Annotated in this window: 13 protein-coding genes; 11 read left to right on the forward strand and 2 right to left on the reverse strand. The window is 52.3% G+C overall.

The window, feature by feature from the left end:
* The first annotated feature begins 16 nt into the window (after window positions 1-16).
* The 7 genes from murG to lpxC all read left to right on the forward strand — a co-directional run bounded on the left by murG (window position 17) and on the right by lpxC (window position 8,128).
* Entirely contained in the window at window positions 17-1,114 is a 1,098-nt protein-coding gene (gene murG / locus CPA45_RS00490; protein WP_244287503.1) for an undecaprenyldiphospho-muramoylpentapeptide beta-N-acetylglucosaminyltransferase, read from the forward strand.
* 53 nt (window positions 1,115-1,167) lie between these two features.
* On the forward strand, window positions 1,168-2,580 hold the full coding sequence (gene murC, locus CPA45_RS00495) for a UDP-N-acetylmuramate--L-alanine ligase (RefSeq protein ID WP_244287513.1): 1,413 nt from the start codon (window positions 1,168-1,170) through the stop codon (window positions 2,578-2,580).
* Window positions 2,577-3,518: a D-alanine--D-alanine ligase gene (locus CPA45_RS00500; RefSeq protein ID WP_096649350.1), complete on the forward strand. Its 942-nt coding sequence runs from the start codon at window positions 2,577-2,579 to the stop codon at window positions 3,516-3,518. The genes murC and CPA45_RS00500 overlap by 4 nt, the downstream gene beginning before the upstream one ends.
* 10 nt (window positions 3,519-3,528) lie before the next feature.
* Window positions 3,529-4,242: a cell division protein FtsQ/DivIB gene (locus tag CPA45_RS00505; RefSeq protein WP_096649352.1), complete on the forward strand. Its 714-nt coding sequence runs from the start codon at window positions 3,529-3,531 to the stop codon at window positions 4,240-4,242.
* A 314-nt stretch (window positions 4,243-4,556) separates the two neighbouring features.
* Entirely contained in the window at window positions 4,557-5,846 is a 1,290-nt protein-coding gene (gene ftsA / locus CPA45_RS00510) for a cell division protein FtsA (protein WP_078087222.1), read from the forward strand.
* 34 nt (window positions 5,847-5,880) lie between these two features.
* Window positions 5,881-7,059 (forward strand): cell division protein FtsZ, encoded by a 1,179-nt coding sequence (gene ftsZ / locus CPA45_RS00515; protein ID WP_096649354.1) that lies wholly within the window; start codon window positions 5,881-5,883, stop codon window positions 7,057-7,059.
* Window positions 7,060-7,216: 157 nt separating this feature from the next.
* Window positions 7,217-8,128: a UDP-3-O-acyl-N-acetylglucosamine deacetylase gene (gene lpxC, locus CPA45_RS00520; protein ID WP_096649356.1), complete on the forward strand. Its 912-nt coding sequence runs from the start codon at window positions 7,217-7,219 to the stop codon at window positions 8,126-8,128.
* Between the two features lie 126 nt (window positions 8,129-8,254).
* Here lpxC and CPA45_RS00525 read toward each other — a convergent pair whose 3' ends face one another.
* Entirely contained in the window at window positions 8,255-8,728 is a 474-nt protein-coding gene (locus CPA45_RS00525; RefSeq protein WP_096649358.1) for a DUF721 domain-containing protein, read from the reverse strand.
* 123 nt (window positions 8,729-8,851) lie between these two features.
* Here CPA45_RS00525 and CPA45_RS00530 point away from each other — a divergent pair, with 123 nt between their 5' ends.
* From CPA45_RS00530 to CPA45_RS00545, 4 genes are all read left to right on the forward strand, one after another.
* The gene (locus CPA45_RS00530) at window positions 8,852-9,220 is read left to right on the forward strand and encodes a hypothetical protein (protein ID WP_096649360.1); all 369 of its coding nucleotides are present in this window, start codon (window positions 8,852-8,854) and stop codon (window positions 9,218-9,220) included.
* 70 nt (window positions 9,221-9,290) lie between these two features.
* Entirely contained in the window at window positions 9,291-12,023 is a 2,733-nt protein-coding gene (gene secA / locus CPA45_RS00535; RefSeq protein WP_096649362.1) for a preprotein translocase subunit SecA, read from the forward strand.
* Between the two features lie 38 nt (window positions 12,024-12,061).
* Window positions 12,062-13,291 (forward strand): bifunctional glutamate N-acetyltransferase/amino-acid acetyltransferase ArgJ, encoded by a 1,230-nt coding sequence (gene argJ / locus CPA45_RS00540; protein ID WP_096649364.1) that lies wholly within the window; start codon window positions 12,062-12,064, stop codon window positions 13,289-13,291.
* A 79-nt stretch (window positions 13,292-13,370) separates the two neighbouring features.
* Window positions 13,371-14,327, forward strand: coding sequence for a Nudix family hydrolase (locus CPA45_RS00545; RefSeq protein ID WP_244287504.1), 957 nt, complete (start codon window positions 13,371-13,373; stop codon window positions 14,325-14,327).
* Window positions 14,328-14,416: 89 nt separating this feature from the next.
* Here the strand turns inward: CPA45_RS00545 and CPA45_RS00550 are convergent, their stop codons facing one another.
* Window positions 14,417-15,319, reverse strand: coding sequence for a carbon-nitrogen hydrolase (locus tag CPA45_RS00550; RefSeq protein ID WP_096649368.1), 903 nt, complete (start codon window positions 15,317-15,319; stop codon window positions 14,417-14,419).
* Between the last annotated feature and the right edge of the window lie 2 nt (window positions 15,320-15,321).

A 15,321-nucleotide genomic window follows, 5' to 3' on the forward strand; every position in this document is an offset into this window, starting at 1 on the left:
ACTCAAGGAGTCGTTTGTGACAACGCACGCACGTCGGCGCATTTTAATTATGGCCGGAGGGACGGGGGGGCATGTAATACCCGCACTCTCATTGGCGCGCGCTTTACAAGCGCATGATGTCGATATTGAGTGGCTAGGCAGCCCCCGTGGGATTGAGAATCGCTTGGTACCTGAGGCAGGTATTCGGCTGCATACCATTGCTATTAGCGGGTTGCGCGGCAATGGGGCTGGTGGATGGTTCAAAGCACCGCTTAACCTTAGCCGCGCTGTATTGCAGGCACGTCAAATTATTCGCTCGTTTAAACCTCACGTAGTGGTGGGGCTGGGTGGTTTTGCAAGTGGCCCTGGTGGTCTTGCTGCATGGTTGTCTCGCGTACCGCTGGTGATTCATGAGCAAAATGCTGTGGCTGGTTTAACGAATCGAGTGCTTTCTCGCTTAGCTACCCATACCTATGCGGCTTTCTATGAAGCATTTGGCTCCAGGGGTGAGGTGATTGGTAACCCGGTGCGAGATGACATTGCCGCATTGGGAGAGCAGGCTCGTGATACTGCTACGATGAGCGCACGACCGCTGCGATTACTTGTAGTCGGAGGCTCCTTAGGTGCTGTGGCGCTCAACGAGCGTTTGCCGCCGGCGTTAGCCGCATTAGCTCCAGAGCAGCGGCCTGAAGTGCGTCACCAAGCGGGTAAGGAGCGCGATGAGTCGACGGCAGCACTGTATGCTGAACATGCTATTCCAGCCGAAGTAAGTTCATTTATTGACGATATGGCTGCTGCCTATGAGTGGGCTGACCTTGTGGTTTGCCGGGCTGGCGCACTTACAGTGGCAGAACTTGCTGCGGCAGCTAAGCCTGCGTTGCTGGTACCGTTTCCTTTTGCTGTTGATGACCACCAGCGAGCAAATGCAGAGGTTCTGGTGAAGGCAGGGGCTGCTGTGTGTGTGGTGCAGTCTGAGCTTACCCCAGAGCGCTTAACTCACTATTTAAATGAATTATTAGCCCCAGAGAGGCTAGCAGATATGGCCTCTAAAGCGCGTCAAGCTGCCTATTTGGATGCCACGCAGCGTTTAACGGATGGCTGTTTAGGGTTAATAAAGAAAGGAGAATCTGCGTGACCGATTTAGTCAATAATGCGTCTTTACAAGATGTGCGCCCAAGCGGCCCAGGCATGCGCCGTATTAAGCGTTTGCATTTTGTGGGCATCGGTGGCGCAGGCATGTGTGGTATTGCGGAAGTGTTGGCTAATCAAGGCTATAGCGTCAGTGGCAGTGACATGAAAGCGTCAACTGTATTGGAGCGTTTGCGTCAGTGTGGTGTGAGTATTGCCATTGGGCATGCTGAAGATAATGTTAAAGGTGCAGATGTGGTCGTGGTGTCTAGCGCGATAGACGAAACTAACCCTGAAATACGTTGGGCACATGAGCACCGTGTGCCCGTGGTTCGTCGAGCAGAAATGTTGGCTGAACTGATGCGTTTTCGTCATGGTATTGCAGTGGCGGGCACCCACGGGAAAACCACCACAACAAGCCTCACTGCTACGTTATTAGCAGAAGGTGGTTTGGATCCTACCTTCGTTATCGGGGGGAAGCTAACCAGTGCGGGGGCTAATGCGCGCCTGGGTGAGGGTAATTACTTGGTGGCCGAGGCCGATGAGTCGGATGCGTCTTTTTTGCATCTGCAGCCGATGGTCTCGATTGTTACCAATATTGACGCTGACCATATGGCTACCTATGGCGGTGACTTCGAGCGGCTGAAAAATACCTTCATTGAGTTTTTGCACAATTTGCCATTTTATGGCTTAGCCGTTCTGTGTATCGATGACCCCCATGTTCGTGGGTTATGTGAGCGGGTGAAGCGCCAATTTGTGACCTACGGTTTTGATGCGGATGCAGATTACCGCATTACCGATTTCAACCAGCAGGCAGGTGAGGTGTCTTTCACCGCCCTAAGGCCTGGGAGTGCAGCACCATTAGCCGTTCGTTTAGCAATGCCAGGACGGCATAACGCGCTCAATGCTATGGCCGCTATTGTAGTGGCAACCGATGCTGGGGTTAGCGATGAGGCGATCCTACGTGGTTTGGTTAGCTTTGCCGGTGTAGGTAGACGCTTCCAGGTTCATGGTCATTTCCAGGTACCCGAAGCCAGCGGCAGTATCATGTTGGTTGACGACTATGGTCACCACCCCCGTGAAGTGGATATGGTCATTCAAGCCGTGCGTGCAGGTTGGCCAGAGCGGCGTTTGGTTATGTTGTATCAGCCACACCGTTACAGCCGAACACGTGATCTTTATGAAGATTTTGTCAAAGTGTTGTCGCAAGTAGATACGCTTATATTGCTTGATGTATACAGCGCTGGAGAGGCAGTCATTCCTGGCGCTGAAGGGCGTACTCTGGCGGGGTCCATTCGTCAGCGTGGTGAAGTCGATCCGATTTTTGTAGAGCATAAACAGGAGCTGCCAGCGCTGTTGGGCAATGTGCTGCGTCCAGGCGATATTTTAATTACTCAAGGTGCGGGCGATGTGGGCGGAATATCGCTACGTTTAGCGCAGGCCAAACTGGTATTGGACGAGGTTGAGCTATGAGCACTGAAGTATCTCAAACGGATCGCTTAGCGCGAGTAGTGGTTGTCTACGGAGGTACCTCTGCTGAGCGAGAGGTATCGTTAAAGAGTGGTGCTGCCATTTTGGAGGCCTTGCAGCGTCAAGGCATTCAAGCAAGTGGCTATGATTTACGCGACAACGGTTTGACCGGGCTGGAGCAGTTGGCGCCAACAGTTGTATTTGTTGCCCTGCATGGTCGAGGCGGAGAGGATGGTACTCTGCAAGGGGGCTTGGAGCTGCTAAACATACCTTACACGGGTAGTGGTGTCTTAGCCTCAGCGTTAGGCATGGATAAACAGCGCACCAAGCAAATATGGCAAGCCGTTGGTTTGCCCACACCTGAAAGCATCATGCTAACTGCTGAGTCGGAATGGGAGAGTGTTGTTTCCCAGCTAGGATTGCCCATGATGGTCAAGCCAGTGCATGAAGGCTCTACGCTAGGTATTAGTATCGTTAAAAGCCAGCAAGCACTGGAAGCTGCTTACCATGAAGCGGCAAAGTATGACGCGCGAGTAATGGCTGAGCGGTTTGTTGTTGGGGAAGAGTACACGGTCGCATTGCTGAACGGCGAGGCTTTGCCCGCTATTCGTGTTGAAGTGCCGGGAGGCTTTTACGATTACGAAGCTAAGTACATCGCTAATACGACGCAGTACCACCTTCCCTGTGGTTTAGAGGCGCATGATGAGCAGGCTTTAGCGACGCTTTGCAAACAGGCGTTTGCTGCCGTAGGCGGAGAAGGGTGGGGGCGTATTGATGTAATGCGTGATGCTGATGGAAAGTTCTGGCTGATTGAGGTCAATACGGTTCCTGGAATGACTGACCACAGTTTGGTGCCGCAGGCGGCTGCCCATGCGGGCATTGGTTTTGATCAACTTGTCTTGCAGATACTGCAAACGGCAGGCAAGCAGAGCTCATTATGAAGAGTGCCTTATGAAAAGGCGTAATGCGTGGTTAGGTATCATTCTGCTAGGACTATTGTTAGGTGCTGGTGGTCGCGCCCTGTGGTTATGGTTGGATCGGCCCATCGAGCGGGTCTCAATCCGTGGGGAGTGGGACTACGTAAGTGCCGATTATCTGCGCACTCAGCTAGCGCCGCTTGTCGTGGAAGCGGCATGGTTGTCTGTTGATTTAGGAGAGCTCCGCAACCGAGCGCTGGATATTGGCTGGCTGAATGAGGTTCGCATTTCGCGGGAATGGCCCAATGCGTTGGTGTTTGAACTTGTTGAGCAAGTACCTGTGGCTCGTTGGAATGATGATTTTCTGCTTAATTCTCAAGGGGAGCCATTTGCTTTTGCTCCTTTGTCAGCGCCGTCAGGACTTCCCGATTTGGCCGGGCCTGCTGGCAGTAGTGAAGAGGTGCTGGACTTTTATCATCGCTTGAGTCCTCATTTTGCCAATCTATCTCTGTCGCTTTCTCAACTTCGTTTAGAGCCTCGGGGAGCTTGGCGGCTGCAGTTAAATAACGGTGCCTGGGTAATGTTAGGCCGTCGCCAACATGAAGTGCGTTTGGCTCGTTTATCGGCATCTTGGCAGCGTGAGTTATCTCAGCTTGGTGAGCATATTCGTTATATTGACTTGCGTTACCCCAATGGAGTTGCCGTAGCTTGGCATGGGGAGAGCGATTTCGATGATAGTGAAGAGTAAATAATGCTTACAATGTGCAAAAACTGGGTAAATGTAAGTGGTTGCCAACGCTGAAAACCCTATCAATGGGGTTTAAATTGCTCTCTAAGCCTATTATCGTGAGTGCGGACTAGTCGTATTACGCCTATTGTTTCTATACTATGTATCTATCGATAACTTTATGGGTTTTATTTACTCCATCAAGACTTGAGCTATATTTTATCGATAATTGTTAATTTTGTTTTGGTTGACGTTTGTTTGAGCTTCTTACTACGCCAACGTTATCCATCACTATGACGACTTTTAAAAATGACGATAAGGAGATTTTCCGACTCATGGCAGGCTCACCCAACGCATCCAATATGGTTGTCGGGCTGGACATTGGAACGTCCAAGGTCGTCGCGATAGTCGGTCAACCCACCGATGATGGCGGGATCGAAATTGCGGGAATCGGTTCTCACCCATCCCGTGGAATGAAGCGCGGCGTAGTGATTAATATCGAATCAACCGTCCAGTCTATTCAGCGGGCCGTTGAAGAAGCCGAATTGATGGCTGGTTGCGATATTCACTCTGTTTATGTTGGCGTCGCTGGTAGCCATATTAGTTCAATGAACTCTGATGGTGTGGTGGCTATAAAAGAGCGTGAAGTAACACCATCAGATATTGACCGTGTGATTGATTCAGCACGCGCCAGAGCTATCTCAGAAGGGCAGCGAGTGCTGCATGTGCTGCCCCAAGAGTTTTCAATAGACGCCCAGGGGGGGATTCGTGAACCGCTTGGTATGTCAGGTGTACGCCTAGAGGCGCAGGTTCACCTTGTTACCGCAGCATTAAATGCGGTGCAGAATATTGAAAAATGCGTTCGCCGCTGTGGATTAGACGTTGATGCCATTATTTTGGAGCAGTTGGCGTCTAGCATGGCGGTACTGACAGAAGATGAGCGCGAGCTGGGTGTCTGCATGGTGGATATCGGCGGCGGTACAACAGATATGGCGATTTTTACCGAAGGGGCTATTCGCCATACAGCGGTTATTCCGATTGCTGGCGACCAGGTGACCAATGATATTGCTATGGCGTTACGTACGCCGACGCAGCATGCTGAAGAGATTAAGGTCAAATACGCCTGCGCACTGACTCATCTCGCCGCAAGTGATGAGATGATCAAAGTACCCAGCGTCGGGGATCGACCTGCTAGGGATCTATCGCGTCAGGCATTAGCCGAAGTGGTAGAACCACGTTACGAAGAGCTCTTTACGCTGGTTAGGGATGAGTTGCGTCGCAGTGGCTATGAGGACATGGTTGCTGCTGGTGTTGTGTTGACGGGTGGCACCTCGCGTATGGAAGGTGTTAGTGAGCTGGCAGAAGAGATTTTTCATATGCCTGTTCGCATTGCCTGTCCGCAAAACGTTAGAGGGCTGGCAGATGTAGTACGTAATCCTATTTATGCAACGGGTGTTGGCTTGCTGCATTATGCCTTGCAGGAAATGCGCCATGGTCAAGGCCTGGAAAGCCACGGGGGAGTAGTTGCTGCCCACAAAGGTCGCAACGAGCTTGCCCGGCGTGAGAGCAAGGAAAGCCATTCAGCGCTGGCGAAAATCAAAGGCTGGTTCAAAGGAAATTTCTGACAGGGCCGCAAGCGCGGTTCAGGAGACGGGGCTTATGTTCGAATTGGTAGATAACGCACCCTCGAGCAGTGCGGTCATCAAAGTAGTCGGTGTAGGCGGCGGCGGCGGTAATGCGGTCAACCACATGGTCGAAAGCAATATTGAAGGCGTAGAGTTTATTTGCGCCAACACCGACGCCCAGGCGCTTAAGCGCGTATCCGCTAAAACTGTTTTGCAGTTAGGCAGCGAAATTACCAAAGGGTTAGGGGCAGGAGCCAATCCTGAGGTAGGGCGCCAGGCGGCCATGGAAGATCGCGACCGTATCGCTGAGCTGCTAAATGGCGCTGATATGGTGTTTATCACTGCAGGGATGGGCGGCGGTACAGGAACCGGGGGTGCACCGGTCGTTGCTCAGGTCGCCAAAGAGTTGGGTATTTTAACGGTGGCTGTAGTGACTCGCCCCTTCCCTTTTGAAGGTCCAAAGCGTATGCGCGCTGCAGAAGAGGGCATGAAAGAGCTCTCTGAGCACGTCGACTCGCTTATCACTATTCCGAATGAAAAGCTTCTGTCGGTGCTTGGTAAAAATGCCACTCTGCTCACCGCATTCAGCGCCGCTAATGATGTGTTGTTGGGGGCGGTTCAAGGTATTGCAGAGCTCATTACTAGTCCCGGTATCATTAACGTCGATTTTGCTGACGTACGAACTGTTATGTCCGAAATGGGCATGGCAATGATGGGGACTGGCGGTGCAACGGGTGAAAACCGTGCTCGTGAGGCTGCTGAAAAGGCTATTCGTAGCCCGTTGCTAGAGGATATCGATCTTCATGGTGCTCGCGGTATTCTGGTGAATATTACTGCTGGCCCAGACTTGTCGATTGGTGAATTCAACGATGTCGGGGCTACTGTTCAAGAGTTTGCTTCTCAAGAAGCAACAATTGTTGTAGGTACCTCGATCGACATGGAAATGTCTGATGAGCTGCGTGTAACGGTTGTTGCTGCTGGCCTTGATGGCAGTAAAGCGAAGGCGGCTGCCCGTGAGCCTGCCCGTCGTTCAGTTGCTGAATCTTCCTCAGATTATCGGAAGCTGCAGCAACCAACTGTCATGCGTCAGCAGGCGACAGCGCGTTCTGAAGCACCCGAGCCAGCCGCTAAGCCGCGTCCAGAGAAGCGTCGCGCCTCAGAGGCTGACGACTATCTTGATATCCCCGCTTTTTTACGCCGCCAAGCTGATTAAACGGCGCTATCTGCCTCATTGAGACAGCAAACGAGAGTTTTATTGGTTAAAGCGCTCGTTTGCTGTTAAAGTGAACACTGTTTGATAACTTTCTTTCCTGCGCTATCCGCAAGCTGTACAGCTGGTAGCCCCCGTCCTTAGAGTTCGACCACTGCCCATGATCAAACAACGCACACTACAAAACGTCATTCGCGCCACTGGAGTGGGTCTGCATTCCGGTAAAAAAGTCCACTTGGCTTTGCGTCCGGCGCCGGCAAACACCGGAATTGTGTTCGTTAGAACCGACTTGGATCCGGTGGTACATGTTCCAGCTCGTGCTGAATTAGTTGAAGATACGATGCTCTGCACTGCGCTTTCTAGCGAAGGTGTCAAAGTGGCAACTGTTGAACACTTAATGGCTGCCTTTGCAGGGTTGGGGATTGATAACGCTTATGTTGACGTCAGTGCAGCAGAAGTGCCGATTATGGATGGCAGCGCTAGCCCCTTTGTATTCTTAATTCAGTCAGCGGGTATTCTTGAGCAAGATGCACCTAAGAAATTTATCCGCATCAAGCGTCGCGTCGCGGTTAGCGATGGTGACAAAGAGGCTGTCTTTCTGCCGCATCAGGGGTTTAAAGTTTCGTTTGCGATCGACTTTGATCACCCGGTGTTTGAGCAGCAGAAACAGACTGCGCTAATCGATTTTTCGACCACATCCTTTGTAAAGGAAGTCTCTAGGGCGCGTACCTTTGGCTTTATGCGTGACCTAGAGTTTCTGCGCTCTAATAATCTAGCGCTTGGTGGCAGTCTTGATAATGCCATCGTGGTAGATGACTACCGGGTCGTCAATGAAGGTGGTTTGCGCTATGACGATGAGTTCGTCAAACATAAGGTACTTGATGCGATTGGTGATCTTTATCAATTGGGATGCAGCCTGATAGGCGAGTTCCGTGGTGTAAAATCAGGTCACGCACTTAACAACCGGTTGTGTCGTGAGCTAATGGCCCAGCCAGATGCATATGAGATTGTGACATTCGAAGAAGATAAAGCCATTGCACCTATCTCTTATGCTGCACCTGCCATGGCATAATCTATAGGGAGTGAGTGGCCTATAGGAATGATCTATAGGTATCATCGCCTAGTTGAAAAAAACGTTTTGACCCCCAGTTTATAAAGCACCGCTTAAGCGGTGCTTTATGCTATTAGGGACACCACTTTAATTCTCAGTTTTAGAGTGGTGGGGGGCGTGGGATGCCAAGCGCTCCAGAGCTTTTTTTAGTGCTGGGTTGTCAGTGTCTTTGGCACATTCAGCCAGTGTTTTTCCAGCGTCATCGGATAGCGTTCGTGTATAGCGCTTAGGGCTTTCAACTGGTCGCACAGGGCGGACTTTTAGTGTAAAGGCACTAACGCTTTCAAATCCTGGCAACTGATGAAGCAGGGTAAGTAGGCGCTGCTGTTCGTAGCGTAACCAGGTTAGCCAGCTGGCTTGGCTGCTGATAAGTGTTAGCCGCCCATCACGGAATCCACCCACGAAAATGTGCTCGCGCATTTCTTCTGGTAGGTGGGCACGTAGGTGCCGCTGTGCTTGGTCAATTAAGCGAGACTGGCGCATCAATTGTCCAACATCGCCAGACTTAGACAGCAGTTGGGCGATGGGCTGTGCGTGAGATCGCTTAACCTTTATACTCATACGCTTAATTTCCGATATCTCTTAATACAAACCTTTGGCGGCCCAGAGTGGGCGACCACCGATAGTCTACTTGGTCGAGCGCCAATCAGAAGAGCCTAACACGCTCAGGAGCCAGCCCACAGCATGTCGTCAACGCCAGATGTTTTAACCGCTTCGCCACGGCGTCAGCGCCGTCATGGCCTAGCGCGTTGGTGGCTTGCTGGGCTTCTGGTAAGTTGTTTATTGCCCGCTAGTTTACACTCATCAGATGCGTTTCGCGGTAGTGATCGTGGTGTCAGTATTTGTTTTTGGGTGCCTGCTATCTTGCGTGCGCAGTCTCAGTGGATTGCCAAAAAACGTCGTGCGCTACGTTACTTGGTCCGCCCTCTGAGACGCCGGCTTATGCTTCGGCCCTCTCATGTTCGTTTATTGCCTCTGGTTAAGCGTCGTCTTGTGGCTGCACGAGATGTGCTGACTCAGCGTGGACCGCCTGTTTTGGCCCTCCAGCAGTAGAACCAATTTATTTGCCTTATATAAAAAAGGGTGTCCCAGCATAGGGCACCCATGATGATTTGGAAAATTCATGATTAATAATCTGTTACGTAAAGTTGTTGGCTCTAAGAACGATCGCGAAGTAAAGCGCATGCAGAAAAATGTGCTCAATATCACTAAATTAGAGCCGGAGCTGGAAGGGTTAAGTGACGCGGAGTTACAGGGCAAAACAGCGCTGCTGCGTCAGCGGCTAAGTGACGGTGAGGCACTGGATAGCCTGCTTCCTGAAGCATTTGCCGTAGTACGCGAAGCTAGTAAGCGCGTTATGGGTATGCGCCACTTTGATGTGCAAATGGTCGGTGGTATGACGCTGCACCGGGGCCGCATTGCAGAAATGAAAACCGGTGAGGGTAAAACGCTAGTTGCAACGTTGGCGGTCTACCTGAATGCCCTGCCTGGCAAGGGTGTCCATGTTGTTACTGTGAACGATTACCTAGCACGCCGCGACGCCGAGTGGATGCGCCCGCTCTATGAATTTTTGGGTTTATCCATAGGAGTAATTTTTGCTGGTCAAAGTGGCGAAGAGAAGCGCCATGCTTACCAGTGTGATATCACCTACGGTACCAACAATGAGTTCGGTTTTGACTACCTGCGCGATAATATGGCGTTCTCGCTTGAAGAGAAAGTGCAACGTGGTCTGCATTACGCCATTGTCGATGAAGTAGACTCTATTCTCATCGACGAAGCTCGGACGCCGCTAATTATTTCTGGCGCGGTCGACGAAAATACTGACCTCTATGGTGTGGTGAATCGCCTTGCCCAACAGCTGGAAAAAGGTGAGGTATCCGAAGATGAAGACGCTGCAATAACTGGCGACTTCTTGCTAGATGAGAAGCAAAAACAGGTAGAACTCACCGAGCAAGGACATAATAAAGTAGAAGAGTTAATGCGTGCCGAAGGGCTGCTTGGCGAAGGGGATTCGCTCTACGCGGCGCAAAACCTCAACCTTTTGCAGCATATGCACTCTGCGCTGCGTGCCCGCCACCTTTATCATCCCGATGTTGACTATATCGTCGCTGACAACCAAGTGGTTATCGTAGATGAGCATACAGGGCGAACAATGCCCGGGCGCCGCTGGTCTGAGGGGCTTCATCAGGCTGTTGAAGCTAAAGAGGGTGTGACTGTTCAGCGTGAGAGTCAAACACTGGCCTCCACTACTTTCCAGAACTACTTCCGGCTTTATGAAAAATTGGCGGGTATGACGGGCACAGCCGATACCGAAGCCTTTGAATTCCGCCAGATCTATGGCCTAGACGTGATAGTGATTCCTACTAACCGCGTGTTAGCCCGTAAAGATCTTAATGATTTGGTCTTCCTCAGTGCAGAAGAGAAGTACGAGGCGATCATTAAAGATGTTAAGGCCGAAACCGAAGCCGGCCGACCCGTGCTGGTAGGTACTGCTTCGATTGAAACCTCAGAGTATCTTGCCCGCTTAATGCGTGAGGCTGGGCTGAAGTTTAATGTCTTGAATGCTAAACAGCACCAGAGCGAGGCGGAGATTATCGCTCAGGCAGGGCGCCCAGGGGCGATTACCATTGCTACCAATATGGCCGGTCGTGGTACCGATATTATGTTGGGGGGGAACTGGGAAGCGGAAGCAGCAAAGCTGCAAAGCCCTACCCAGGAACAAATTGATGCCCTTAAAGCCGAGTGGCAACAGCGCCACGATGGCGTCTTGCAAGCAGGCGGCTTGCACGTCATAGGTTCAGAGCGTCATGAATCACGACGTATTGATAACCAGCTGCGTGGCCGTGCTGGGCGTCAGGGTGACCCAGGTTCAACCCGCTTCTTCCTCTCCTTGGAAGATAGTTTGATGCGCCTGTTTGGCTCTGACCGGGTTAAGCGCTTAATGCAGGCGCTTGGGTTAGAGCGTGGTGAAGCCATAGAGCATAAGATGGTTTCTAACGCCGTTGAGCGTGCGCAGAAGAAAGTCGAAGGGCGTAACTTCGATGTGCGTAAGCAACTACTTGAATACGATGATGTGGCCAACGACCAGCGCCGGGTTATTTATGAGCAGCGCAATGAGATTTTGGCCTCTGAAGATATCTCTGAAGCAGTCCTGGGCATTCGTGAAGAGGTCATGGAAGACGCTATCAGTGACTTCGTACCACCGCAAAGCTTGGTGGAGCAGTGGGACCTGCCAGGTTTGGAAGCGCACCTGAAAACTGAGTTTAATTTAGATGCGCCGGTTGTACAGTGGTCTTCAGAAGATGAGCGGTTTAGTGAAGAGAAGCTTCGTGAGCGCCTTCAAGCAATGCACCGCGAAGCTTACGAGGCTAAGGTCGAGGCGGCTGGCGCTGCACTGATCCGTCGTTTTGAGAAGCAGGTAATGTTGCAGGTGTTGGATACCCGCTGGAAAGAGCATCTACAGTCGATGGATCATCTGCGTCGCGGTATCCATCTGCGCGGTTACGCCCAGAAGAACCCCAAGCAGGAGTACAAGCGTGAATCCTTTGAGCTGTTCCAGCACCTGTTAACCAATATAAAAGCAGACGTCACGCGTATTCTTAGCCATGTTCAGGTACGCCAGCCCGAAGAGGTTGATGCACTTGAGCAGCAGCGCCGCGAAGAGCTGGCTCGGGAAAAGGCCTCCGCAGCTAGCCGCCATGACGAGCCAGCTGAGCAAAGTAATGAGCGTACCCAGGAGCTGCCCGGGGCTGACGGTCGCCCGCTACGTCGGGAAGGACCTAAAGTGGGCCGCAACGATCCTTGTAGCTGCGGTTCAGGCAAAAAATATAAGCAGTGCTGCGGTAAGTTAAGCTAATCGCTCAGCTCCCTTGAGCTAACGTGAAGGAGAAAAATATGGCGGTGGGAAACGTTCCCTTTCCTGAGCTGCCCCCTGTAGAGGGGGTACGCCTAGGCACTGCAATGGCAGGTATTAAGAAACCCGACCGCCGTGACACGGTGGTGATTGAGCTGCCTGATACCGCGACTGTTGCTGGGGTTTTTACCCAGAATGCTTTCTGTGCAGCACCTGTAGCAGTGGCTAAAGCGCACATGGAGCGCTGCTTGAGTGAGAACTTAGTGCCTCGCTATTGGCTAATCAATACCGGTAATGCCAATGCGGGCACAGGCGAAGCTGGCATGCGAGATGCGTTGGCCAGCTGTGCCGCATTAGCTTCACATATGGGTGTGGCGGAAAGCCAGGTGCTGCCTTTCTCGACGGGAGTGATTGGTGAGCCGTTACCCATGGAGCGCTTATTGGCGGGTTTGCCCAAGGCCGTTAGCTCGCTTGCTGATTCCAGCCAAGCTTGGCAGCATGCAGGAGAAGGGATCCTAACTACGGACACCCGTGCTAAAGGTGCTACGGTGACTGTGGCTATTGGTGATCAACAAGTCACGATTAATGGTATTACCAAGGGCTCAGGCATGATTAAGCCCAATATGGCCACCATGTTGGGTTTTGTCGTGACCGATGCAGCAGTAGAGCAGTCGCTTCTCGAAACTTTACTGCGAGAAACGGTCGATCGTTCGTTTAACTGTATTACTGTCGATAGTGATACGTCGACTAACGATGCCTGCATGTTAGCGGCGACGGGTAGCGGTGCGCGCATCGAGAGTGCTGAGCAGGTTGCGGTATTTCGTAATGCACTACAGCGAGTGATGACTGAGCTTGCCCAGGCGATTATTCGCGACGGGGAAGGGGCGACAAAGTTTATTACGCTGCAGGTTAATGATGCAGCTACCCGCCAAGAGGCGTTAGGTGTGGCATTTACAGTGGCACACTCGCCGCTGGTGAAAACTGCACTGTATGCCTCCGACGCCAATTGGGGGCGGATCTTGGCTGCGGTGGGGCGTGCACCCGTCGAAGCATTTGATGTCAACCGAGTCGTCATTGACCTGGGAGATGTGCGGTTGGTTGAGAATGGTGGTCGTGCCGCCAGCTACACAGAGGCAGCGGGTAGTGCTGTGATGGCGCAGGAAGAAATTACTATTCGGATCAACTTAGGGCGCGGTGAAGAGAGTGCCACTGTATGGACCTCGGATCTCTCCCATGAGTATGTGACCATCAACGCAGATTACCGCAGCTAGTCTCAGCAGTAATAGTGCTAATGCAGCGATACAGCGCCGCCTCTGAACCGGTGGCGCGCACAAAGTGGATAAAGACGTAATGAGTGTAATGGTAAAACGACGTGTTCATGTCGCGGCGGCTGCAATGATCAGCGCCGATCAAAAGCAAGTGCTAATTGCGCGTCGGCCTTCAAACGTCGATCACGGCGGTCTCTGGGAGTTTCCCGGTGGCAAGCTAGCCCCCTACGAAACGGGGCTGGAAGGGCTTAAGCGTGAACTGCACGAAGAGTTGGGTGTTGAAATTGTACGCGCTCGGCCGCTGATTCGCGTTCACCACGAATATCCCGACAAGCATATCCTACTGGATGTTTGGCAGGTGCAGGAGTTTGCTGGAGAGCCGTTTGGGCGTGAAGGGCAGGCGGTACGCTGGGTGCCCATGGAGGAGCTGGCTAACTATCCCTTCCCTGCGGCCAATCTGCCGATTTTGCGTGCGGTAATGCTACCCACTGATTACCTGATTACTGGTGAAGAGGCGGATGAAGAGCGCTTCGAGGCGCTTTTAGAGCGGGCTCTGCGTGAGGATGGAGTGCGGCTTGTGCAGCTGCGTGCCAAAGGGCTGGATAAATCAGCTTACTTATCCCGGGCTGAACGAGCTCTAGCGCTATGCCGTCAGCACGGTGCGCGCTTGCTGCTGAATGCTGAGCCAGCGTTACTGGATGAAATAGATGCTGATGGTATTCACCTAACCAGTGAGCGTTTAATGAATCTGGATCGCCGCCCTATAGCTGAGAACAAATGGCTGTCTGCATCGACCCACGATCAGGCACAGCTCTCAAAAGCGGCAGTGCTGGGCTGCGATTTCGTAACTCTTTCACCGCTGCGCACTACGCCGTCGCATCCCGAAGTGGCACCCTTGGGATGGCATGATTTCCAACAGTTGGTAGAGCGTGCCGGGATGCCTGTGTTTGCACTGGGGGGAATGACACGCTTTGATGCCAACCATGCCCGTGCTGTAGGTGCGCAAGGTATTGCCTCGATTCGTGATTTTTGGAAATAAGCCTGCTACTTGGCCTGCGTAGCTAAACAAAGCGCCTGCTTCGTTTCCGGAGCAGGCGCTTTTTTTGAAGGTGGGTTGTACCCGTTTTATTAATCGCGGTAGCGGCGGGTTAAATCACCGTAGGCATCTACTCGGCGGTCACGTAGGTAGGGCCAAATGCGGCGGGTATTTTCGCTGCGAGCCATATCGATGTTGACCACCAGTTGCTGCGACGCTTCACCCGCGTGGGCTAGCAGCTCGCCCTGGGGGCCACATACAAAGCTGCCACCCCAAAACGCAATGCCATCTCCAACACCTGACTGGTCTGCTTCAAAGCCCACCCGATTAGCAACTAATACCGGCAATCCATTAGCGACTCCGTGAGCTCTCTGGATAATCGTCCAGGCATCTTTCTGACGGACTTTTTCTGCGTCGTCATCGTTAGGGTCCCAGCCAATGGCGGTGGGGTAGAGCAACAGGTCCGCGCCAGCCAGCGCCATTAGGCGCGCGGCTTCTGGGTACCATTGATCCCAGCAAACTAAAATGCCTAGCCGACCAACCGAGGTATCGATGGGGGTAAAGCCATCGCCGCGAACATCGTCTACATCGCCTGGGGTGAAATAGAATTTTTCATAAAATGCTGGGTCATCGGGTATATGCATCTTACGATACTGGCCAACGCGGCCCTGGGCGCGGTCATATACCACTGCTGTATTGTGGTAAAGCCCAGCTGCCCGTTTCTCAAATAGTGAACCCACTAGCACGATGTCCAGCTCTCTGGCCAGCTCTGCCAGATATTGGCCAGTAGGCCCATCCAGTGGCTCGGCTAGGTCAAATAGTGCCGGGTCTTCGTATTGGCAAAAATAGTGGGTAGCGTGAAGCTCTTGTAACAGTACTAGCTTGGCACCTTGCTTAACGGCATCACGGATGCCCGCTTCGCTGGCGGCTAGGCTGCGTGCTTTATCAGGCCACGCTTGCTGTTGTACGACACCAACAGTCAGTGTGTGCGTCATGA

This window comes from Vreelandella nigrificans (assembly GCF_002374315.1).
Lineage (GTDB): Bacteria > Pseudomonadota > Gammaproteobacteria > Pseudomonadales > Halomonadaceae > Vreelandella > Vreelandella nigrificans.